We start from the raw sequence: 21,019 nt of genomic DNA, 5'->3' as shown, positions 1-21,019 counted from the left end.
AGGAGACCGACCATGACCGTCAAATACACCCCCGATCACGAGTGGATCCAGCTCGAGGACCACGAGGCCGCCGTCGTCGGCATCACCCTGCATGCGCAGGACGCGCTGGGCGATGTGGTGTTCGTCGAACTGCCCGAGGTGGGCCGAAGCTACGCCAAGGGCGAGGTGGCCGGTGTCGTGGAATCGGTGAAAGCCGCGGCCGACGTCTACATGCCGCTGGACGGCGAAGTGACCGAGGTCAACGAGGCCCTGCGCGCCGACCCTTCGCTGGCCAACAGCGACCCGCTGGGCAATGGCTGGTTCTTCAAGGTCCTCATCAAGGACATGAGCCAGTTCGATCCGCTCATGGACGAGCCGGCCTACCAGAAGTTCGTCAAGGACAACGCCTGACCTTTTCTCCGCCACCGAGGCCCGCCATGCTCATGCCCTCCGTCAAGCCCCTGGGCGAACTCGAGAACCCCAGCGAGTTCGTCGCGCGCCACATCGGCGTCACCGAAACCGACGAACGTCACATGCTCTCGGTCATCGGCGAGGCCTCGCGCCGCGCGCTCATCGACAGCATCGTGCCGCGCGCGATCGCGCGCCGCCAGGGCATGCAATTGCCTGCGCCGCTCACGGAGGCCGCCGCGCTGGCCGAACTCAAAGGCATTGCGCAGAAGAACAAGCTGCTCAAGAGCTTCATCGGCCAGGGCTACCACGGCACGCACACGCCGGGCGTCATCCTGCGCAACATCCTGGAGAACCCGGCCTGGTACACCGCCTACACGCCCTACCAGGCCGAGATCTCGCAGGGCCGCCTGGAGGCGCTCCTCAACTTCCAGACCATGGTGACGGACCTGACGGGCATGGCCATCGCCAACGCGTCCATGCTCGACGAGGCCACGGCCGCTGCCGAGGCCATGACGCTGGCCAAGCGCTCGGTGAAAGCCAGGGGCAATGCCTTCGTGGTGTCGGGCGACGTGCACCCGCAGACCATCGAGGTGATCCAGACGCGAGCGGCGCCACTGGGGCTCGAGGTGCGCATCGCCATGTCGGGCGAGGAATGGAATTCGATGCTCGCGGCCGATGATTACTTCGCCGCCTTCACGCAGTACCCCGCCTCCAGCGGCTGGCTGCACGACTGGACGCAGGACGCCGCCGCCGTGCATGGCAAGCAGGCCGCCTTCATCGTCGCCGCCGACCTGCTGGCCCTGACGCTGCTCAAGCCGCCCGGCGAGATGGGCGCCGACATCGTCGTCGGCACCACGCAGCGCTTCGGCGTGCCCATGGGCTACGGCGGCCCGCACGCCGCCTACATGGCCTGCCGCGACGAGTTCAAGCGCAGCCTGCCCGGCCGCCTGGTGGGTGTGAGCGTGGACGCGCACGGCAAGCCCGCCTACCGCCTGGCCTTGCAGACGCGCGAGCAGCACATCCGCCGCGAGAAGGCCACCAGCAACATCTGCACCGCGCAGGTGCTGCTCGCGGTGATCGCCGGCATGTACGCCGTGTACCACGGCCCGCATGGGCTCAAGCGCATCGCGCAGCGCGTGGCGGCCTACACCGCCATCCTGGCCAAGGGCCTGGCGCAACTGGGCTACACCGACACGCACCACGGCGAACAGGGCGTGTTCGACACCGTGTGCCTGCACACCGACAAGGCACGGACGGACGCCATCGCCGCGCGCGCCGTCGCCCATGGCGCCAACCTGCGCAAGGCCTGGGACGAGTACCTCATCGTCACCCTGGACGAGACCACCACGCGCGAGGACATCGTGCTGCTGTGGCGCATCTTCGCCAAAGACGGCCAGGCCCTGCCCTCCTTCGACGCCTTCGAGAAAGGCGTGGAGCCGCTGATCCCCGAGGCCCTGCGCCGCAGCAGCGCCTACCTCACCCACCCGGTCTTCAACACGCACCACAGCGAGACCGGCATGCTGCGCTACATCCGCATGCTGTCCGACAAGGACCTCGCACTGGACCGCAGCATGATCCCCCTGGGCTCCTGCACCATGAAGCTCAACGCCACCAGCGAGATGATCCCCATCACCTGGCCCGAGTTCGCCAACGTGCACCCCTTCGCGCCCGCCGACCAGCGCGAGGGCTACACCCTGCTCGACCAGCAGTTGCGCGACTGGCTGTGCGAAGCCACGGGCTACGCCGGCATCAGCCTGCAACCCAATGCGGGCTCGCAGGGCGAGTACGCGGGCCTGCTCGTCATCCAGGCCTGGCACCGCTCGCGCGGCGAAGGCCACCGCAACATCTGCCTCATCCCCAGCAGCGCGCACGGCACCAACCCCGCCAGCGCGCAGATGGTGGGCATGCAGGTGGTGGTGACCAGGTGCGACGAGAACGGCAACGTGGACCTGGCCGACCTGAAGGCCAAGTGCGAGCTGCATTCGAAGAACCTGGCCGCGGTGATGATCACCTACCCCAGCACGCACGGCGTGTTCGAGACGCAGGTGAAGGAACTCTGCGCCCTGGTGCACCAGCACGGCGGCCGCGTCTACGTGGACGGCGCCAACATGAACGCCCTGGTGGGCGTGGCCGCACCCGGCGAGTTCGGCGCCGACGTGTGCCACCTCAACCTGCACAAGACCTTCTGCATTCCGCACGGCGGCGGCGGACCCGGCGTGGGGCCGATCTGCGTGGTGGAGGACTTGGTGCCCTTCCTGCCCGGCCACGCGGCGGGAGGCCTGCCGGTCAATGGCGTGGGGGCCATCTCGGCCGCGCCACTGGGCAATGCGGCCGTGCTGCCCATCTCGTGGATGTACATCCGCATGATGGGGGCCGAGGGCCTGCAGCGCGCCACCGAGGCCGCCATTCTCTCGGCCAACTACATCAGCACCCGTCTGAAAGACCACTTCCCCACGCTGTACGCCAGTGCCAACGGGCACGTCGCGCACGAGTGCATCCTGGACCTGCGCGACCTCAAGGACAGCAGCGGCGTGATGGCCGAGGACGTGGCCAAGCGCTTGATCGACTACGGCTTTCACGCGCCCACGCTGTCCTTCCCGGTGGCCAACACGCTGATGGTGGAGCCCACCGAGAGCGAGACGCTGGAGGAGATCGACCGCTTCATCGACGCCATGATCGCCATCCGGGAGGAGATCCGCCGCATCGAGAAGGGCGAATGGCCGCAGGACGACAACCCGCTGAAGCACGCGCCGCACACCGCGGCCAGCCTGCTCAAGGGCGAGTGGACGCACGCCTACCCGCGCGACGCGGGCGCCGCCGTGCTCGACACGCGCGCGCACGCCAAGTACTGGCCGCCGGTGGGCCGCGTGGACAACGTCTACGGCGACCGCAACCTGTTCTGCAGCTGCGTGCCGATGGGGGATCTGGCGGATTGAGTGGCTAGCCAGGGCCTCAGCGCCCCTGACCCCACTCCCGCCGCCAGATCGCGTTCAGGTCGATAAGCAACGGTCCGGGCGGCGAGCCGAAGGTCTGGGTCTTGCCCTTCTGCTGCAACAAGCCATACACGCGGCCCTGCGCCGCGTCGTACAGCAACACGGCGTTGTTGTCGCCGCAGTCGTGCGGCTGGCAGAACGCGGCCACGGTGTAGTTCACGCCGCCGATGCGCTGCTGCCGCAGGTCGGGCGCGGGGCCGTTCATCTCGCTCAGCCAGGGTATTCGCGACAACGGCCCGAGCGCGCGCCGGTAAGCGGGCTTGAAGCGCGGGTCGCGGATCAGCTCCGAGGGGTGCTTCGCTGTGCCCGGCGCCACGGGCGCGCGGGCCGCGGCTTCGGCCTGTTTCGCTGCCTGCTGGTCGGCCACCGCCTGGCGGTTGGCGGCCTCGTTGCAGTGGCGGAACTTCGCCTGGCCCAGGGCGCCCAGGTTCGCCATCACGGTGCGGTCGCCATCGAGCGAGAGGTACTGCCCCTTGCCGTCGGCGTTCACCAGGGCAATCACCTCGTGCCGCCCCTGCACCTGGCCCAGCAGCGCCACGCGAAAATCGGGCGGTGGATTCCGGCCGAAGTAGCTGAACGCCGAATCGAGCGTGCCCACGGTGATGCGTTGATTGCCCTGCTCGATGCGCATCTGTCGCGCCTCGACCAGCACGCGCGGCGACTCGGCCTTGGCGCAATCGAGCGCGTAGCGCCCGCCGAACATCGCCAGCGCATCGGGTCGCAGACCCTGGGCGCCAGCGGCACCTGCCATGGTCAGCGCCGCCATGGCGAGCATGGTTCCGGACAGTGTCGACATGGTCCACCTCCTGCGGCGCGATCCTAGGCTTGCCGCCGGGTGAGCGTCCACTCCCAAACGAGGGCCGGGCGCCCCGCCGTACACTGCCCGCCGACCCCACGCCTTGCCATGACCGCCTCCGCTTTTCGCGTGCTCAGCGTCATCCCGCCGATGACGCAGCTCAACACGCCCTACCCCTCCACCGCGTACCTCACGGGCTTCCTGCGCTCGCGCGGCATCGACGCGGTGCAGACCGACCTGGCGCTGGCGCTGGTGCTCAGGCTGTTCACGCCCGCCGGGCTGGACGCGATCCGCGAACGCGCCCTGGCGCAGCCCGAGGCACGGCGTTCGGCCAGCGTGCACGCCTTCCTGGACAACTTCGCGCGCCACCGCCGCGCCATCGGGCCCACCATCGCATTCCTGCAAGGGCGCGACAGCACGCTGGCGCACCGCATCGCCGCGCGCGAGCTGCTGCCCGAAGGCCCGCGTTTCGCCGCGCTGGACCAGTACGACCACCTGAACGACGACGACAGCGGCGACCCGCTCGGCTGGGCCTTCGGCGCACTCGGCACGAACGACCGCGCACGCCACATCGCCACGCTGTTCCTGGACGACCTGGCCGATGTGATCCGCGACGCCGTGGACGAGCGCTTCGCCTTCGTGCGCTACGGCGAATCGCTGGCCAGCAGCCAGCCCAGCTTCGAGCCGCTCGCGCAGGCCCTGGCCGCGCCGCCCACCCTGGTGGACGACACGCTGCAGGCGCTGGCACTCGCGGCCGTCGAGCGGCACGCACCGCAACTGTTGCTGCTCTCGGTGCCTTTCCCGGGCGCGGTCTATGGCGCGCTGCGCATCGCGCAGGCCGTCAAGGCGCGCTGGCCGGACATGCCCATCGCGCTCGGTGGCGGCTACGTCAACACCGAGCTGCGCGAGCTGAAGGAAGCGCGCCTGTTCGACCTCGTCGACTACGTGACGCTGGACGCCGGCGAGCGACCGCTGCTCGCGCTCATCGAACACCTGCAGGGCCAACGCGGTCCGCAACGGCTGGTGCGCACCTTCCGGCGCGACGACGCCGGCGCCGTGAAGTACGTCAACCTCGCCGAACCCGACGTGCCCTTCGAAGACGTGGGCACACCCACCTGGGACGGCCTGCCCCTGCACGACTACCTGAGCCTGCTCGACATGCTCAACCCCATGCACCGGCTCTGGAGCGACGGGCGCTGGAACAAGCTGACGGTGGCGCACGGCTGCTACTGGAAGAAGTGCAGCTTCTGCGACGTGGGGCTGGACTACATCGGCCGCTACGAAACCGCCGAGGCGCGCACGCTGGTGGACCGCATCGAACGCATCGTCGACGAAACGGGCCAGACGGGCTTTCACTTCGTCGACGAGGCCGCGCCGCCGAAGGCCCTGAAAGCCCTGGCCGAAGAGCTGCTGCGCCGCGACCTGGCCATCAGCTGGTGGGGCAACATCCGCTTCGAAAAAACCTTCACCCCCGAGCTCTCGCAACTGCTGGCCGACAGCGGTTGCATCGCCATGAGTGGCGGGCTCGAGGTGGCGAGCGACCGCCTGCTCACGCTCATGAAGAAGGGCGTGACGGTGGACCAGGTGGCGCGCGTCACCAAGGGCTTCAGCGACGCGGGCATCCTGGTGCATGCCTACCTGATGTACGGCTTTCCCACGCAGACCGTGCAGGACACGGTGGACGCGCTGGAGTACGTGCGCCAGCTTTTCCTCAACGGCTGCATCCAGAGCGGCTTCTTCCACCGCTTCTCCTGCACCGTGCATTCACCGGTGGGCCTGAACCCGGGCGATTACGGCATCGAACTGATCCCGCTGCCGCCGGTGAGCTTCGCCAAGAACGACGTCGGCTTCATCGACCCCACGGGCGTGGACCACGACGCCCTGGGCATCGGCCTGCGCAAGGCGCTCTACAACTACATGCACGGCACCGGGTTGGAGGAAGACGTGCGCGCCTGGTTCGAGCATTTGCCGTTTCTGGTGCCGCGCACGACGGTGAAGAAGCACTTCATCGACCGCGCGCTCACCCGGCGGGCAAGCGTTTGACGGACGTCAATGGCGGCTCGGCGAGGCAGCCACACCCAGTGTCTGAGCCAGAGCCGACAGGCGCTTGTCGTTCGTCCATAGCCGCGCCCCGGGCGTCAAACGAACGGACGCCAGAAGATGGGCGTCGATCCAGCCGATGCCGCGACCAAACAAGCGGTGCTGTTCAATCAGGAGCATCACCTCGTCGTCCGCGGCCACCACGGCCATGGGCAGCGCCTGCAAGGATTCGATGATCGCGCCACGTTGCCGCAGGCTGCCCAGGCCAACCTCACCCACCACCGAAGGATGGCTCAGCACCTCGCCGCGTTCCAGCAGACCCACCAGGCGTTGATCGCCGCTGCGCAGATGGTCGATCCAGACCGAGGTGTCGACCAGAATCATTTCGCCGCCGAGCCGCGACGCGGGGCGGCTCTTGCCTTCGGCTCGGTACCGCCCAATCGAGCCAGGCGGCGCGCACTCTCCCGCTGGATCAGCGCCTGCAAGGCTTCGCGAACCAGGGCCGTGCGCTCCTTGAGGCCAGTCAGTTGCTGGGCACGGGCCAGCAACTCGTCGTCCAATGCCAGGGTGGTTCGCATGCGGTGCCTCCTTGAAGTCGAGGCATCGATTCTGGCATCAATTGATGCCGTATGAAAGCATCAAGCCTTGCGCCAGTTCGAGGACGCCGGTCATGCGGGCGATGGTAGCGCTGAGCGCAGCAACTCCGCCATGCGCTCCAGCCCAGCCGCGCGCGCACGCCGCAGCCTCGCTTGCAGCTCGCCCCAAGCGGGGTCGGCCTCTTTCGCCGCCTGCTCGAACAAGGCGCTGTAGGCCTCCAGCCGGCTGTGGCGGAACCAGTCCTGCAGTTCGGGGCGTTGCGCCCAGGCCAACTGGTTGCGCGCGGTGTGCAAGTGCATGCGCAGCCAGTCGAGCGGCTCGTTGGGTATGGGCACCGGCGCGCTCAGGGCATTGCGCTGCTCGTCGTCCAGCGGGCTGAGCGCCAGGTGCGCGACGAAGGCGGCGCTGAAGGTGGGCGAGCAGCGGCGCACGTACTGCGGCACGATGCGCTCGCCCTGGAAGATCGGCTCCATCGGGCCACGCGGCAGGCCCCCCGCGCTGCAGTGCACATGCACCTGCTGTGTCGAGGTGGCGATCTCGCCCCGATCCAGCACGATGCGATCGCGCTCGATGGCGCGCACATGGCCCAGGCGCACCACGCGGCGGATGCGGCGCAACTGCGCCAGCTCGGCTTCGCTGAGGATGGCGCATCGGAACATCGTGGGCTCCACGCCGGTGTCGATGCGTTGCAGCAGGCGCGCCGCTTCGAGCCGTTCGAACAACTCCGACAAGGAGCCCGCATCGCGAGCAATCTCCAGCTCGTTCACCATCGCGGCCAGGGTCGGCAGGGCGAAGGGCGCGGCCGGCTGCACGTTGGCGCGGTTGAGCACCCAGGCCTCGCGCGGGCGGATCCAGGTGATGGTGTCCGGGTCCACGCCCCGCCCCAGCAGCCACAGGGCCGTGTCCATGGCCGTCTTGCCGCCGCCCACGATGACGAACCCTGCCGCCGGCTCGCGGTGGTGCACCAGTTCGGTGGGTGTGAGGCAGCGCACGCCCTCGGCCACGGCGAAGCGCGGCCCGTGCGTGGCCGGCACCTGGGTATCGGCCCGTGACGCGTCCACCCAGCGCTGGCTGGCCACCAGCGGCCGGCGCTCGCCGTTCACGAGCGAGACCGCCACGCCCTGCGCGTCCACGTCGTGCAGCGGCAGCCAGTGCACGCGCCCGCTGGCCAGCAGGCGATCATTCAGCACGCGCTGGTAGTAGTCGAGGATCTCGGCCCCGCTGGCCAGCTCGTGCAGGCCCCGGTTGAGCCCGGTCTCGTCGATCCGTCCGCTGCCCAAGGGCATGGAGTTCACGCCGTAGATGGCCGAGGGGCCGTGCAGGCGCACGAAGGGGTAGGCGTCGTTCCAGTGGCCGCCGGGGTGGGCGCGGCGGTCCACCAGGACCACGCGGGCCTCGCTCTCGGTCACCAGCGTGTCGGCCAGGGCCATGCCCACGGCGCCCGCGCCGACGACCACGTAATCGGCGGTCAGGGGGGGAAGGTTCATGTCGGTCTCCTGAGGCCCCGCGCGGCGGGGCCTTGTGCAGCGTTCGGCCAGTCGATCAGGCCCTGGTGATCACGACTTCGAAGTACTCGCTGGGCACCACCAGCGACCCCGGTGCGGTGTTGAGTTCGTCAAGCAGCGCGGTGATCCCGCGTTCCAGCGAGGCAGCGCCCGCGGCGTCCAGCGCGGCAAAGGCCTTGTGCGTGGGACCGTACAGCTCGCGGAACACCTGCACCCAGTGCGCCGCCGAGCGGTAGCGGAAGTTGAAGTGCCGACGCTCGCAGCGGATGTTCGCCGCCTGCGCGCCGAAGAGCTCCACGATGTGCGGCTCGGTGCCCCACAGCGAGGGCGGCTGCACACCCGCAGGCGGCGGCACGTGCGCGCCGATCACCTTGAACAGGCGGCCGATGAAGCCGGCCGGCGTCCAGTTGGCCAGGGCGATGCGGCCCCCGGGGCGGGTCACACGCAGCATCTCGCTGGCGGCTTGCTGGTGATCGGGCGTGAACATCACGCCGAAGGTGGACAACACCACGTCGAAGCTCGCGTCGCCGAAGGGCAGCGCCTCGGCGTCGGCGGTCTGAAACTGCACGTTCAGGCCCTCCGCCTGGGCGCGCGCCCGTCCCTTGTCGAGCAGGGACTGCACATAGTCGGTGGAGGTGACCTTCGCGTGGCGGCGCGCGGCGGCCAGGGTGGCGTTGCCGTTGCCAGCGGCCACGTCGAGCAGGGCCTCGTCGGCGCGCACGTCGGCGGCTTCGGCGAGCGTCTCGCCGACGATCTGCAAGGTGGTGCCGATGGCGGCGTAGTCGCCGCTGGCCCAGGTGGCCTGCTGGCGCAGCTTGATGGCGGTGAAGTCGGGGGCGGGGGTGTCGATGACGGCGTTCACGGGAAAGCTCCTCAGTCTGGGGGATGGTCGGATCGGGGTATCGGCCGGGTTTGCGCCGATGGAGGTGATTCTTCGAATTCGCGCCCGTTGACGCTTTCCCCGGCGTCGGGCAAATTTGCTCGCGCGTCCGCCGAACCGCCGTGGGCCCGGCGGGGACGCTGCAACGGGCTCACACCACCCCAGCCGCCGCGCGGAGGTCCCCGTGAGCCACGACCCCTTGTCCGATGTGCTTCGCAGCGTGCGCCTGCGCGGCGCGGTCTTCTACTACGTCAGCTTCAACGGCGACTGGGCGGCCGAGACCCCCGCCTCGCCGCTGCTGGCCAGCGCCCTCATGCCCGGCGCCGACCACGTGCTCGCTTACCACCTGTTCGTGCGCGGCGAAGGCTGGGCCGCCGTGGACGGCGTGCCCCCGGTGCGCATGAGCGAAGGCGACATCGTGATGTTCCCGCGCGGGGACCTGCACGTGCTCTCCAGTGCGCCCGGCCTGCGCGCCCAGGCCGACGACAGCGACTGGCGCTTCACCACCCGCAACGACCCCAAACCCATTGCCGTGGCCTACCACCGCGGGGTGCTGCGCCCCGGCTCACCCGGTCCGGCAGACGACGCGCGCACCGTGGTGGTGTGTGGCTTCGTGGCCTGCGACACACGACCTTTCAACCCGCTGGTGAATGCCCTGCCGCCGGTGATGCACCTGAAGGCGGGTGAGCTGGGCCCGTGGACCATGCAACTGCTCGACCAGGCCGTGGCCGAGTCCCGCGAGCACCGCGCGGGCAGCGCGGCCGTGCTGGAGCGCGCCAGCGAATTCGTGTTCGTGGACGCCGCGCGCCGCTACCTCGACGGCTTGCCGCCGGGCAGCGCCGGCTGGCTGGGCGCGCTGCGCGACCGGCATGTGGGCCAGGCCATCCGCCTGCTGCACGAGCGCCCGGCCGACCCGTGGAGCGTGGAGGACCTGAGCCACCAGGTGGGCCTGTCGCGATCGACCCTGCACGAGCGCTTCGTCGAACTCACCGGCCAGGCGCCCATGCAGTACCTCGCCAACTGGCGCATGCAATTGGGCGCCAGCCTGTTGCGGCAGGGCCAGGCCAAGGTGGCCACCATTGCTCAGGACGTGGGCTACGAATCCGAGGCGGCTTTTGCGCGCGCCTTCAAGCGCATGACCGGGCAGCCGCCCGCGGCCTGGCGAAGGGCGCAGGCGGCGGCTTGAGCGCACCGATCAGAAGCGGTGCCGAATGCCCAGCGAATAGCCGTTGCCGCTCGACAGGCCGTCGACCTTGTCGCTCATGGCCACGGCGTACAGCTCGGTGCGGCGAGAGAGGTTGTAGAGGTAGCCCAGCGACAGGGTCTTGCGCTCGGCGCCCACGCGCGGGTCCATGGTGCCGTACTGGGCGACGAAGGCGCCCGCGCCCAGCGGCACGCGCGCGCCCAGACCGGTGATGTCGGTCTTGTTGTTGGTGGTCTCGTTCTTCACCTCGCCGTACTGCAGGAAGGCCTTGAGCACGCCGAAGTCCCAGGACGCACCGAACTGGGTGGTTTCGGTGTCCTGCACCGGTGCGGCCGCGTCCTTCTTCACGGTCTGATGCACCGCGGTCACCGCCAGCGGGCCGCCCGCGTAGCTCAGGCCCGCGCTCCAGTTGCCGCCGTTGCTGCCTTCCTTGAAAGCCGAGCTGGCGCCGAAGCGGAAACCGCCCAGACTGGGGCTGGCGTAGGCGATCGCGTCGCTCCAGCCCGTGTCGCCCGTGACCGCGCCCTGCCCGCCCGCGAAGTAGTGGCGGATGCTGGGCGAGTAACCGAAGGAGTCGCCGAAGGCGTTGAACATCAGCGTGGAGACGAAAAGCTGCGTGGTGTTGCGGCCGAAACTCAGCGTGCCGTATTCCTTGTGCGCCAGGCTGACGGACGACGTGCGCGCGAAGAAGGGGTCACCGCCGAAGCGGCCGGCCTCGCCAACGTCCGCGCGCATGAAGGACTCGATGCGGAACTGCGCCGACAGGCCGCCGCCCAGGTCTTCCGTGCCACTGAAGCCGAAATAGCTGGTGGTCATCTTGCCGCTGTCCACGCCGCTGATGGATGTGCCGCCCGGGTTCTTGGTCGAACCGACGCTCATGTCGACGAGACCGTAGACCTGCACCGCGCTCTGGGCGTTTGCACCAAGAGCGGTCAGGCCCAACAAGGCAATGGCGAGCATGCTGCGCTTTTGAAAGCGCTTGTTCATTTGGTTCATGGAATTGGAGACGATTGTTGTGTGGAGAGATGAGCCTCTGGCCCAACGACGGAACGGCCCGCTGCAAGCGTCTCGGGCCGCTTCACTCAAAGCACATCGCGTGCCCGGGCCCTACACTTGCTCCCCATGAGCCTCAAGATCACCGTCTATTCCAAGTCCGCCTGCCCGCAGTGCGAATCCGCCAAGATGCTGCTGAAGTCCCGCTCCATGGACTTCGAGGAGATCCGCATCGACGACGAGGCCGAGCGCCTCGCCTTCTTCGAGAAGTGCGGTCCCTCGGTGCGCCAGATGCCGCAGATCTTCATCAACGACCAGCGCGTCGGCGGCCTCGCGGGCCTGCAGGCCGCGCTGGTGCAACTGGGCCGCTGACGGCACCGCGCCCGCGGCACACCGCGCGTGTGCTGCGGTTTTCAAAGCACCCAGGCTTGCGTGCGATTTGGTTCGCTGGTTACCCTGCCCACGCATGGACGCACTGAACTGGTTGCCCGCCCCCTTCCTGGCCTGGCTGCCCTCGCTGGGCAGCATGCTCATCGGCGTGCTGATCGCGGGCCTGGGCTTTCGCATCGGCGAGCGCATCGTGCGCCGCGCCACGCGCGACGCGCCCGTGGCGGCCAGCGTGGCCCGGGCCATCCGCGCGCCAGCGCAATGGGGCCTGCCGCTGTTGCCCATCAACGCCGTGCTGCAAGGCACGCCGGCCGAGACGCCGGGCCTGGGCATGGCCCAGCAGCTCTGTGCCCTGCTGCTGATCGGCGCGCTGACCTGGCTGGTGTCCAACGCCGTGCGCGGCGTGGCACAGGGCGTGATCGATGCGAACCCCACCACCGTTGCCGACAACCTGGAAGCGCGCCGCATCCAGACGCAGACGCGGGTGCTGGCGCGCACGCTGCAGGGCCTGGTGTGGCTGATCGGACTGTCGCTGATGCTGATGACCTTTCCGCAGGCGCGTCAGATCGGCACCAGCCTGCTGGCCTCGGCCGGGCTGGCCGGCCTGGTCGCGGGTTTCGCTGCGCGCCCCGTGCTGGGCAATCTCATCGCGGGCCTGCAGATCGGCCTGAGCCAGCCGATCCGCCTGGACGACGTGGTCATCGTCGAAGGCGAATGGGGCGTGATCGAGGAGATCACCGGCACCTACGTGGTGGTGCGCATCTGGGACCAGCGCCGCCTGGTGGTGCCGCTGCAGTACTGGATCGAGAAGCCCTTCCAGAACTGGACGCGCACCACGTCCGAACTCATCGGCACGGTGTTCCTGTGGGTGGACTACCGCACGCCGCTGGCCCCGCTGCGCGAGGCCTTGCAGCGCATCTGCGAGGCCTCCGCGCACTGGGACAAGCGCCTGTGCCTGTTGCAGGTGACGGAGGCCGGCGAGCGTGCCTTGCAATTGCGCTGCCTGGTGACCGCCGCCTCGGCAGGCGCGGCCTGGGACCTGCGCTGCGAGGTTCGCGAGAAGCTGGTGGACTTCCTGCAGCGCGAGTACCCGCAATACCTGCCGCGCCTGCGCGCCGAAGTGGCGGTGGACCCGGCGCCCGCGGAGGGCGCCGCGGGCGACGGCCGCGCGCCGCCGCTGGCTTGAGCGGCGCCCGGCCGATCAGCCCGCCTGAGCGGCCGCGATCTGCCGCAGCGCCTGCTCGAACACCGCCGCCGGCTGCCCACCCGAGATGAGGTGTCGGTCGTTGATGATCACCGCCGGCACCGAATGGATGCCGTGCGACAGGTAGAACTGCTCACGCTCGCGCACCTCCTGCGCGAACTCGTCGCTGGCCAGAATGGCCTGGGCACGCGCTTCGTCCAGCCCGGCCTCGCGCACACAGGCCAGCAGCACGTCGTGGTGCCCCATGGCCTCGCTGCGCGTGTGGCAGGCGGCCAGCAGCGCCTGTTTCAAGGCCGCTTGCTGGCCGGGGGCGCCCTCTTCGGCCGCCCAGTGCAGCAGGCGGTGCGCGTCGAAGGTGTTCCAGATGCGGCCACGCCCGGCCGGGTTGAAGGTGAATCCCACCTCGGCCCCGCGCGCGGCGATGGTCTCGCGGATCTTCGCCTGCTGCTCCGGCGTGCTGCCGTACTTCTCGGTCAGGTGCTCGCCGATGTCCTGGCCCTGCGCGCCCATCTGCGGGTTGAGCTCGAAGGGCTGGAAGCTGATGTCGGCGGCGACCTCGCCGTCGAGCCGGCGCAAGGCCTGCTGCAGCCCGCCCAGGCCGATGGCGCACCAGGGGCAGGACACATCCGAGACGAAATCGATTTTGAGGCGTGGGGTGTTCATGGGGCGGCATTGTCCCGCCGGCCGCTGCGAGACAATGCCCGACGCCCCCAAGACCCTGCCCGCCACAAGCCCTCCCATGACCGACCGCTACGCCGTCATCGGCCACCCGATCTCGCACAGCAAGTCCCCGCAGATCCACACCGCCTTCGCCCAGGCCACGGGGCAGGACATCGCCTACACCGCCATCGAGGCGCCGCTGGACGGCTTTGCGGCCACGGTGCGCGCCTTTCGCGAACAGGGCGGGCGCGGGGTGAACGTCACCCTGCCCTTCAAGCTGCAGGCCTGCGAATTCGCCACTGACCCGAGCGAGGCCGCGCGCCTGGCCGGCGCGGCCAACGCGCTTCGCTTCGACGGCGAGCGGGTGTTCGCCGAGAACTTCGACGGTGTCGGCCTCGTCAACGATGTCCAGCGCAACCTCGGCCATGCGCTCAAGGGCCGGCGCGTGCTGCTGCTGGGTGCGGGCGGTGCCACGCGCGGTGCGCTGCTGCCCATCGCGCAGCAGGGGCCCGCCGTGCTGGCCGTGGCCAACCGCACTGCCGACAAGGCGCATGCGCTGCGCGGCGACTTCGCGGCACACGCCTCGATACAGAGCGGCGGCTACGCCGAACTCGCGGGCGAGTCTTTCGACGTGATCATCAACGCCACCTCCAGCGGCCTCGTGGGCGAATCCCTGCCCCTGCCGGCCGGCCTTTTCGCACCGGGCGCGCTCGCCTACGACATGGTGTACGGACGGGGTCTGACCCCATTTCTTCGGCAGGCGCGAGAGGCGGGCGTGACGGCCCTGGCCGATGGCGTGGGCATGCTGGTGGAGCAGGCGGCCGAGGCCTTCGCATGGTGGCGCGGCGTGCGGCCGGACACGCGGGAGGTGATCGCCCGGCTGTCGGTGCCACTGGTTTAAAGTTGACGGAACAACACAGGGAGACGCCCCCATGCCCGCCATCCTGCTGCTCAACGGCCCCAACCTGAACCTGCTCGGCACGCGCGAGCCGGGCACCTATGGCGCCGCCACCCTGGCCGACGTGGAGGCCAGTTGCCGCGCAGCCGCCGAGCGCCTGGGCCACACACTGGAGGCACTGCAAAGCAACCACGAGGGTGCGCTGATCGATGCCATCCACGCGGCGGGCCGGCGCTTCAAGGCCGGTGAGCTGCTGGGCGTGGTGATGAACCCCGGCGCCTACACCCACACCTCCATCGCGCTGCACGACGCCATCGCGGGCGTCGCACCGCTGCCGGTGATGGAAGTGCACATCTCCAACGTGCACGCGCGCGAGGCCTTCCGGCACCACTCCTGCATCTCGCCGGTGGCGGCGGGCATCGTGGTGGGCTTTGGGGTCGCGGGCTACGAACTCGCGATCGACGGGCTGGTCCGCAAGGCCGGCCGGTGAAGACCCGCCACTTCGCCCAGCTCGTCGGCTTGTCGGCGCTCTGGGGTTCCTCCTTCCTGTTCCTGCGCATCGCCAGCCCGGCGCTCACGCCGCTGCCGCTCGCGGGGCTGCGCGTGGCCCTGGCCATGGTCACGCTGACGCTGGTCATGCGCCTGCTGCGCCAGCACTGGCCCTGGCGCCACTGGCGCGAGCTGATGCTGCTGGGCCTGCTCACGGTGGTGATGCCCTTCCTGCTCTACGCCTGGGCGCTGCTGTACCTGCCCGCCGGCTACAGCGCCCTGCTCAACACCACGGCGGTGCTGTTCGGCACCCTGGCCGCGGCCTGGACGAAGGAGGACACGCTCACGCCGCACAAGGTGGCCGGCTGCGTGCTGGGCTTCATCGGCGTGGGCCTGGTGGTGCAACTGGGGCCGGTGCAGCTCGACGCGCCCACCATCGCGGCGGTGCTGGCCTGCATCTTCGCCTCGGCCTGCTACGGTTGTTCCACGCCGCTCATGAAGCGCGCCACCACGCGCATGGAGCCCCTGGCCATCGCCACCGGCATTCACGCCACGGCCGCGCTGTTCCTGGCGCCGGGCGCGATCTGGGCCTGGCCGCAGGCCAGTTTCACCCCGCAGGCCGTGGCCGCGCTGGCCGTGCTGGGGCTGGTCACCTCGGGCCTGGCGCACTGGATCCACCTGCGCGTGCTCCGGCACGTCTCACCCGTGGCGGCCATCAGCCCGGCCTTCATGATCCCGATCTTCGGCGTCACCTGGGGCCACGTCTTCCTGGGCGAAGAACTCTCCAGCGGCCTGTTCCTCGGCGGCGCGCTGGTGCTGGTGGCCACCGGGCTGGTGACGGGCTTCAACCCTTTCCGCCGCTGGCTCGCGACAACGCCCGCACCCTGAGCGCGCAAACCACCGCCGCCAGGCCGCAAAGCGCGGCAAGCCAGAACACGCTGGGCAGCCCGAAACGGCTGGAGACCAGCCCGCCCAACAGCCCACCCGTGACGCCCGACAGGCCGTAGCCCAGTACCGCGTACAGCGCCTGCCCGCGCCCGCGCAGGCGCCCGGGAAAGTGCTCGCTGATCCAGGCGATGCACACCGTGTGGTGCGCCGCGAAGGTGATGGCGTGCAGCAGCTGCGCCAGTGCCAGCAGCGGCCACAGCGAGGCCAGCCCTGCCGTGACCGACATGCGAAACGCCATCAGCGCGGCGGCCAGCACCAGCCAGCCAGGCAGGCTGAGCGCGGGCATCCAGCGCCCCTGCGTCAGGAACCAGCCGATCTCCACCAGCACCGAGGCCGCCCAGAAAGCCCCGATGGCCGACTTGGGGTAGCCCAGCGCGTCCAGGTGCAGCGAGAAGAAGACGTAGATGAAGACATGCGCGAGCACGTGGAAGAACACCGCCGCAAAGAACCAGCGCATGCGTGGTTGGCGCAGCACGGGGCCGATGGGCTCGGCCTTCTCGTGGTGAGCGGCGCTATCACGCGCGTCGGGCAACAGCCAGGTGCTCAGCGCCACGGCGGCCAGGCTGAAGCTGGTCCAGGCGGCGAAGCTGCCCATGCCGAAGGCCTGGAACCACGCGCCCGCCGCCAGCACCGTGATCAGAAAGCCCAACGAGCCCCAGACGCGCACGCGGCCGTAGCGGCGCACGTCCAGGCGGCCGTTGCGGCTCACTTGCTGGGCCAGCACGGCCTCGCTCATGGGCATCATGCCGCTGGTGTGGGTGAACATCAGCAGCAGCACCACGAACAGCACCGGGCCGCTCAAGTCGAACCACAGACCCAGCGAGCACAACAGCGCCACGCCGGCGCCGATGCGCAGCAGGCGCACGCGCTCACCGGTGTGGTCGCTCAGCCAACCCCAGCCGTAGGGCGCGAACAGGCGCGTGGCCGACTGAACGGAGGTGAGCACGGCGATGGCCAGCAGGCCGAAGCCCAGGTCCTTCAGCCAGAGCGGCAGGTAGGGGTTGAAGAAGCCGATGTGGGCGAAGTAGCTCGCCGAGAGCGCGGCGAAAGGCAGCAGCCGGCCGCGTTCAGCCACGGCCACGCGCGGCGATGTCCGGCGTGTCGGTGCGCACGTCGCCGCACTGCGCGCGGTGCAGCAGCGCGTGGTCCATCACCACCAGCGCCAGCATGGCCTCGGCGATGGGCGTGGCGCGGATGCCCACGCAGGGGTCGTGGCGGCCCTTGGTGATGACTTCGGTGCTCGCACCGGCGAGGTCGATGCTCTCGCGCGGCACCAGGATGGAGCTGGTGGGCTTGATGGCGATCTGCACCTCCAGGTCCTGCCCGGTGCTGATGCCGCCGAGCACGCCGCCAGCCTTGTTGGCCGCGAAGCCCTCGGGCGTGAGGCTGTCGCCGTGCGTGCTGCCGAAATCGGCCACGCTGGCGAAGCCGGCGCCGATCTCCACGCCCTTCACCGCGTTGATGCCCATCATGGCGTGGGCGATGTCGGCATCGAGCCGGTCGTACAGCGGCTCGCCCAGGCCCACGGGCATGCCGGAGGCGGTGACGCGCAGGCGCGCGCCGCAGGAGTCGCCGCGCTTGCGCAGGGCGTTCATGTAGTCCTCGATGGCGGAGACGTCGGCCACGGGCGCGAAGAAGGGGTTGTTGGGCACGTGGTCCCAGCTCTCGAAGGGAATCACCACCTCGCCCACCTGCACCATGCAGCCGCGGAAGCTGGTGCCGAACTTCTGCGCCAGCCACTTCCTGGCCACGGCGCCGGCGGCCACGGTAGGGGCGGTAAGGCGGGCGGAGGATCGGCCGCCGCCCCGCGGGTCGCGGATGCCGTATTTCTGCCAGTAGGTGTAGTCGGCGTGGCCGGGGCGGAAGGTCCTGGCGATCTCGCTGTAGTCCTTGCTGCGCTGGTCGGTGTTGCGGATGAGCAGGCAGATGGGGGTGCCGGTGGTTTTGCCCTCGTACACGCCGCTGAGGATCTCGACCGTGTCGGGCTCGTTGCGCTGGGTGACGAACTTGCTGGTGCCGGGACGGCGGCGGTCCAGGTCGCCCTGGATGTCGGCCTCGGACAGGTCCATGCCGGGGGGGCAGCCGTCGATGACGCAGCCGATGGCGGGGCCGTGGGATTCGCCGAAGTTCGTGACCCGGAACAGGGTGCCTAGGGTGTTGCCGCTCATAGGGCGCCGATTATCGGCGAGGGGCCTGGCGGGCCCCGGTCGGGGTGCCGACCGGAACGCTTCGTGCTTCGTGCTGCATAGCAGCAAATCCACTGCTGTCACGCCCCAGAAAGGAGCACGCCATGCTGGACCGGACCGGAACCCTGTTCTCCCACGTCAAGCCCGCCGACACGTCCTACGAGGGCGGCGGCCTGCGCGATTTTTTCCTCTACCGAGACCTGGGCATCGCCAAGGCCACGCACGGGAAAGTGATCGCGCACCTGGTGAAGGCCAACCTGCCGCCGGAGGAAGGCACGGGCTGGCACCGCCACGAGGCGGACTTCCAGATCGTGATCATGCTCAAGGGCTGGGCGCGCTTCATGTACGAGGACCAGGTGACGCTGGTGGAAGCCGGGGACTGCGTGCACCAGCGGCCGGGGGTGCGGCACTTTCTCTTCGACTACTCGCCGGACATGGAGTACCTGGAGATCGTGTCTCCGGCGGATTTCAAGACGGTGGACGTGGATCCGGTTTGTGAGATTCCGAAGCCGACGCCCTGGACGTCCTGATTTTTCGTGCCTGCTGGTTTGGCGGGTGTCAGGCGAGGGGCTGTGCCCGGGGTGGCTTCACTGCAGCGCCCCTCGCCTGACGGCGAACGGGTGGGCGCTCCGTCATTCGGGGGCGTGGCGGGGAACGGACAGGAGCTCTTCGAGCGACAGGTGCAGCGCCACAGCCAACTTGGCGAGCGTGTGCAGCGAAGGGTTTCGCGCCTGACGTTCGATGTGGGCGATGACGTACATGCTGACGCCGGACTGCTGACCCAACTGCTCCTGGGTCAAATTCAGATGCTTCCGCGCTGCCATGAGGTTCAGTGCCAGCACCTCCTCAATCAAGCTGGCGCCCTCATCTCGGGTGACGGGCCTCGCCGTGAAAAGCGAACTGGTCGTGACACCCAAGGCCTCAGCCATCTTGTCGACGGCACTCAAGGTCAACTTGGAGCGCCCCTTCTCCAGGTTGGCCACGAAGGTCCGGCTCAACTGCGCTTGTTCGGCCAATGCACGGATGCTCCAGTTGCCCTTCGCGCGGAGAGCGATGACGTTGGCGACCAATTGGTCGAACGGATCAGCGGATTGAGGGGCGGGATGGGTCACCCCAAAAGTGTTTGCCTGCTGCTCAGGAACCCGGCATTCCTGAGGCAGAATGAAGCATCTTTCAGGGAGCATCCATGTTCATCACCGCCAACGGCTCCGCTTCATTCCTCCATCCCTCCAACGTCACGCGCCAGCAGCAACACTGGACCGTCGCCACCCGCGCCCTGGAGGCCCCGTGGTACCTGTTGGTCTACGACGTGACGTGCCACAGACGCCGTCGCGTATCGCAGACGTCCCTGGTGGCATGGGACGAGACGCTGGTGGACATGCTGGCCAGGATTCCCGCGGCCGATGTCACCGGCATTGGCCGCCTCGATCGGCGCCATGGGGCCGGCCCTTGCTGGAGCCTCCGGTGGGTTGACGCCTTGTGGCAGCCCGCACCCAATGAAGCGCGGGCGGTGGGGCCCTTGCTGCTCAAGCTCGGCGACGATCCGCAGGTGCGCGATGCGTTGCTGCGGCCTGTGGGGGACATGCAAGGCAGGCGCCTGCTGTACATGTCATCGCATGACTCGTCATCGGGAACTTCAACGCCATTGCTTCTTGAGCCGTACACCCTTGAGCCATGAGCCTCAGCAGCCACCTGAAATCCTGGGCCAAGCGAGTCAAGCGCGATGGCGTGACGCTGTGGTTTGCAGCAAGGAACCCGCGCCCCGACCCTCGCGGTCATGCCTTGGCACCGGGCTTGACGTTGTGGATGGTCTCGCCGCGCGCGAGCATCTCCACCAGCTGGGCGATGCGCCTGGCGCGCGTCTCGGCCTTCACGGCCGTCTGTATGCGCCACAGTATGGCGTAGCGATTGGCCGCGTTGATCGTTGCAAAGAAGGTCTTGGCCCTGGGCTCGGCTTCCAGCGCGGCCAACAGATCTTCCGGCACCGCGGACGTGCGCGCTCCGTCGTAGGCCTGCGCCCAGCGTCCGTCGGCCTTGGCGGCCTCGATCTGCGCGTAGCCCGGCGCCTTCATGCGGCCCGCCTCGATGAGGGCCGCGACCTTGTCGACGTTGATCTTCGACCAAACGCTGCGCGCGCGCCGCGGCGTGAAGCGCTGGAGAAAGTGCTGGTCGTCAAGGCCCTTCTTCTGGCCGTCGATCCAGCCCCAGCAGAGCGCGACCTCCACCGCCTCGGGGTAGGTGACGCTGGGTTCATTGGCGCCCCGCTTGGCGATCTTGAGCCAGAGCCCATCGGAGGTGGCGTGATTCTTCTTCAGCCAGGTCTCGAAAGCCTTGGCGCTGTTGAACAAGGTCGGGGAGGAGTCGGGTTGGATGGCGGATTTGGCGGTGGGCATCGCATGGAGTGTGCTGCAAGAGAGCCAGCGCGGTTCGCTGCACAGTGGCATGCACCTTGGTGCATCGACACTGCTTGGCCAGAGCCTCGGCATCCGGTCGCGATGCCTGCGAGTAGTCGTATATGAACGGCTGGTCTTGGCCGAATGGCGCCATCCTATTCGACGAAAACCGACCCTTCAATCGCCAGACCCGCACCCCGCCCCGCTCGCCCACCCGCCCCTGGCCGAGGGCTTGGGCTGTGCCGCTGGGGGCGCCTATGCGCTGCCGAGGAGCGCAGGGCAGCCGGCCCGCGCGCGCAGCGCGCTTCGTGAACTGATTGGCGGCATCTGTTTGAACGGAGCGCGCGAAGCGCGCGCAGTGAGTTATGCCGCGGGCCGGCTGCCCGAGCACCGCAGGGGACCCTTCGCGAAGCGAAGGGCTGCGCATTTGAAGCCCCCAGCGGCACAGCCCAAGCC

The 21,019-nt window shown here is 69.1% G+C and carries 22 protein-coding genes; 11 read left to right on the top strand and 11 right to left on the bottom strand.

Going from position 1 to position 21,019, the window contains the following annotated elements:
• The first annotated feature begins 12 nt into the window (after window positions 1-12).
• Complete coding sequence (gcvH, locus tag GTO19_RS07245; RefSeq protein WP_291019740.1) at window positions 13-390, top strand: glycine cleavage system protein GcvH; 378 nt, start codon at window positions 13-15, stop codon at window positions 388-390.
• Between the two features lie 26 nt (window positions 391-416).
• Window positions 417-3,326, top strand: a complete 2,910-nt coding sequence (gene gcvP / locus GTO19_RS07240) for an aminomethyl-transferring glycine dehydrogenase (protein WP_291019737.1) — start codon at window positions 417-419, stop codon at window positions 3,324-3,326.
• Window positions 3,327-3,342: 16 nt separating this feature from the next.
• Here the strand turns inward: gcvP and GTO19_RS07235 are convergent, their stop codons facing one another.
• A complete protein-coding gene (locus GTO19_RS07235; RefSeq protein ID WP_291019734.1) occupies window positions 3,343-4,179 on the bottom strand; it encodes an Ivy family c-type lysozyme inhibitor in 837 nt (278 codons plus the stop codon).
• 108 nt (window positions 4,180-4,287) lie between these two features.
• Here GTO19_RS07235 and GTO19_RS07230 point away from each other — a divergent pair, with 108 nt between their 5' ends.
• The gene (locus tag GTO19_RS07230; protein WP_291019731.1) at window positions 4,288-6,222 is read left to right on the top strand and encodes a radical SAM protein; all 1,935 of its coding nucleotides are present in this window, start codon (window positions 4,288-4,290) and stop codon (window positions 6,220-6,222) included.
• 6 nt (window positions 6,223-6,228) lie between these two features.
• Here GTO19_RS07230 and GTO19_RS07225 read toward each other — a convergent pair whose 3' ends face one another.
• The 4 genes from GTO19_RS07225 to GTO19_RS07210 form a co-directional block, all read right to left on the bottom strand.
• Window positions 6,229-6,603 (bottom strand): type II toxin-antitoxin system VapC family toxin, encoded by a 375-nt coding sequence (locus GTO19_RS07225; protein ID WP_291019728.1) that lies wholly within the window; start codon window positions 6,601-6,603, stop codon window positions 6,229-6,231.
• Window positions 6,600-6,797 (bottom strand): type II toxin-antitoxin system VapB family antitoxin, encoded by a 198-nt coding sequence (locus GTO19_RS07220; RefSeq protein WP_291019725.1) that lies wholly within the window; start codon window positions 6,795-6,797, stop codon window positions 6,600-6,602. The genes GTO19_RS07225 and GTO19_RS07220 overlap by 4 nt, the downstream gene beginning before the upstream one ends.
• Window positions 6,798-6,887: 90 nt before the next feature.
• A complete protein-coding gene (locus tag GTO19_RS07215) occupies window positions 6,888-8,303 on the bottom strand; it encodes an NAD(P)-binding protein (protein ID WP_291019723.1) in 1,416 nt (471 codons plus the stop codon).
• Window positions 8,304-8,358: 55 nt separating this feature from the next.
• Window positions 8,359-9,183 (bottom strand): class I SAM-dependent methyltransferase, encoded by an 825-nt coding sequence (locus GTO19_RS07210; RefSeq protein WP_291019721.1) that lies wholly within the window; start codon window positions 9,181-9,183, stop codon window positions 8,359-8,361.
• A 202-nt stretch (window positions 9,184-9,385) separates the two neighbouring features.
• On the opposite strand from GTO19_RS07210, the gene GTO19_RS07205 reads away from it, so the two are divergent.
• Window positions 9,386-10,387 carry an AraC family transcriptional regulator gene (locus GTO19_RS07205; RefSeq protein WP_291019719.1) on the top strand — a complete coding sequence of 334 codons (1,002 nt, stop codon included), beginning with the start codon at window positions 9,386-9,388 and terminating at the stop codon, window positions 10,385-10,387.
• Between the two features lie 9 nt (window positions 10,388-10,396).
• Here GTO19_RS07205 and GTO19_RS07200 read toward each other — a convergent pair whose 3' ends face one another.
• Window positions 10,397-11,392, bottom strand: a complete 996-nt coding sequence (locus GTO19_RS07200) for a porin (protein ID WP_291019716.1) — start codon at window positions 11,390-11,392, stop codon at window positions 10,397-10,399.
• A 135-nt stretch (window positions 11,393-11,527) separates the two neighbouring features.
• On the opposite strand from GTO19_RS07200, the gene GTO19_RS07195 reads away from it, so the two are divergent.
• Both GTO19_RS07195 and GTO19_RS07190 read left to right on the top strand, forming a co-directional pair.
• Window positions 11,528-11,770, top strand: a complete 243-nt coding sequence (locus tag GTO19_RS07195) for a glutaredoxin domain-containing protein (protein ID WP_291019713.1) — start codon at window positions 11,528-11,530, stop codon at window positions 11,768-11,770.
• Between the two features lie 94 nt (window positions 11,771-11,864).
• On the top strand, window positions 11,865-12,971 hold the full coding sequence (locus GTO19_RS07190) for a mechanosensitive ion channel family protein (RefSeq protein WP_291019711.1): 1,107 nt from the start codon (window positions 11,865-11,867) through the stop codon (window positions 12,969-12,971).
• Window positions 12,972-12,986: 15 nt separating this feature from the next.
• Here GTO19_RS07190 and GTO19_RS07185 read toward each other — a convergent pair whose 3' ends face one another.
• Window positions 12,987-13,652 carry a DsbA family oxidoreductase gene (locus tag GTO19_RS07185; protein ID WP_291019710.1) on the bottom strand — a complete coding sequence of 222 codons (666 nt, stop codon included), beginning with the start codon at window positions 13,650-13,652 and terminating at the stop codon, window positions 12,987-12,989.
• A 76-nt stretch (window positions 13,653-13,728) separates the two neighbouring features.
• Between GTO19_RS07185 and aroE the strand changes: the two genes are divergently transcribed.
• The 3 genes from aroE to GTO19_RS07170 are packed head-to-tail and all read left to right on the top strand — an operon-like array spanning window position 13,729 to window position 15,924.
• Window positions 13,729-14,550 (top strand): shikimate dehydrogenase, encoded by an 822-nt coding sequence (gene aroE, locus GTO19_RS07180; RefSeq protein WP_291019708.1) that lies wholly within the window; start codon window positions 13,729-13,731, stop codon window positions 14,548-14,550.
• Window positions 14,551-14,581: 31 nt separating this feature from the next.
• On the top strand, window positions 14,582-15,037 hold the full coding sequence (gene aroQ / locus GTO19_RS07175; protein WP_291019706.1) for a type II 3-dehydroquinate dehydratase: 456 nt from the start codon (window positions 14,582-14,584) through the stop codon (window positions 15,035-15,037).
• Complete coding sequence (locus GTO19_RS07170; protein ID WP_291019704.1) at window positions 15,034-15,924, top strand: EamA family transporter; 891 nt, start codon at window positions 15,034-15,036, stop codon at window positions 15,922-15,924. Before aroQ ends, GTO19_RS07170 begins: the two co-directional genes overlap by 4 nt.
• On the opposite strand, the gene GTO19_RS07165 is transcribed toward GTO19_RS07170, so the two are convergent.
• Window positions 15,881-17,065 (bottom strand): MFS transporter, encoded by a 1,185-nt coding sequence (locus GTO19_RS07165; RefSeq protein ID WP_291019702.1) that lies wholly within the window; start codon window positions 17,063-17,065, stop codon window positions 15,881-15,883. The two genes, GTO19_RS07170 and GTO19_RS07165, sit on opposite strands and share 44 nt — an antisense overlap.
• Window positions 17,052-18,152 (bottom strand): chorismate synthase, encoded by a 1,101-nt coding sequence (gene aroC, locus GTO19_RS07160; protein ID WP_291019700.1) that lies wholly within the window; start codon window positions 18,150-18,152, stop codon window positions 17,052-17,054. The genes GTO19_RS07165 and aroC overlap by 14 nt, the downstream gene beginning before the upstream one ends.
• Before the next feature lie 122 nt (window positions 18,153-18,274).
• Between aroC and GTO19_RS07155 the strand changes: the two genes are divergently transcribed.
• Window positions 18,275-18,700 carry a cupin domain-containing protein gene (locus GTO19_RS07155; RefSeq protein ID WP_291019698.1) on the top strand — a complete coding sequence of 142 codons (426 nt, stop codon included), beginning with the start codon at window positions 18,275-18,277 and terminating at the stop codon, window positions 18,698-18,700.
• A 102-nt stretch (window positions 18,701-18,802) separates the two neighbouring features.
• Here the strand turns inward: GTO19_RS07155 and GTO19_RS07150 are convergent, their stop codons facing one another.
• Window positions 18,803-19,240, bottom strand: a complete 438-nt coding sequence (locus tag GTO19_RS07150; RefSeq protein WP_291019696.1) for a helix-turn-helix domain-containing protein — start codon at window positions 19,238-19,240, stop codon at window positions 18,803-18,805.
• Between the two features lie 116 nt (window positions 19,241-19,356).
• On the opposite strand from GTO19_RS07150, the gene GTO19_RS07145 reads away from it, so the two are divergent.
• Complete coding sequence (locus tag GTO19_RS07145) at window positions 19,357-19,848, top strand: hypothetical protein (protein ID WP_291019694.1); 492 nt, start codon at window positions 19,357-19,359, stop codon at window positions 19,846-19,848.
• 97 nt (window positions 19,849-19,945) lie between these two features.
• Here GTO19_RS07145 and GTO19_RS07140 read toward each other — a convergent pair whose 3' ends face one another.
• The gene (locus tag GTO19_RS07140; RefSeq protein ID WP_291019692.1) at window positions 19,946-20,563 is read right to left on the bottom strand and encodes a YdeI family protein; all 618 of its coding nucleotides are present in this window, start codon (window positions 20,561-20,563) and stop codon (window positions 19,946-19,948) included.
• Between the last annotated feature and the right edge of the window lie 456 nt (window positions 20,564-21,019).

This window comes from Hydrogenophaga sp. (assembly GCF_011772445.1).
Lineage (GTDB): Bacteria > Pseudomonadota > Gammaproteobacteria > Burkholderiales > Burkholderiaceae_C > Hydrogenophaga.
Note: the sequence above shows the minus strand (reverse complement) of the source record. Positions and strands in the feature narration are given on the sequence as shown.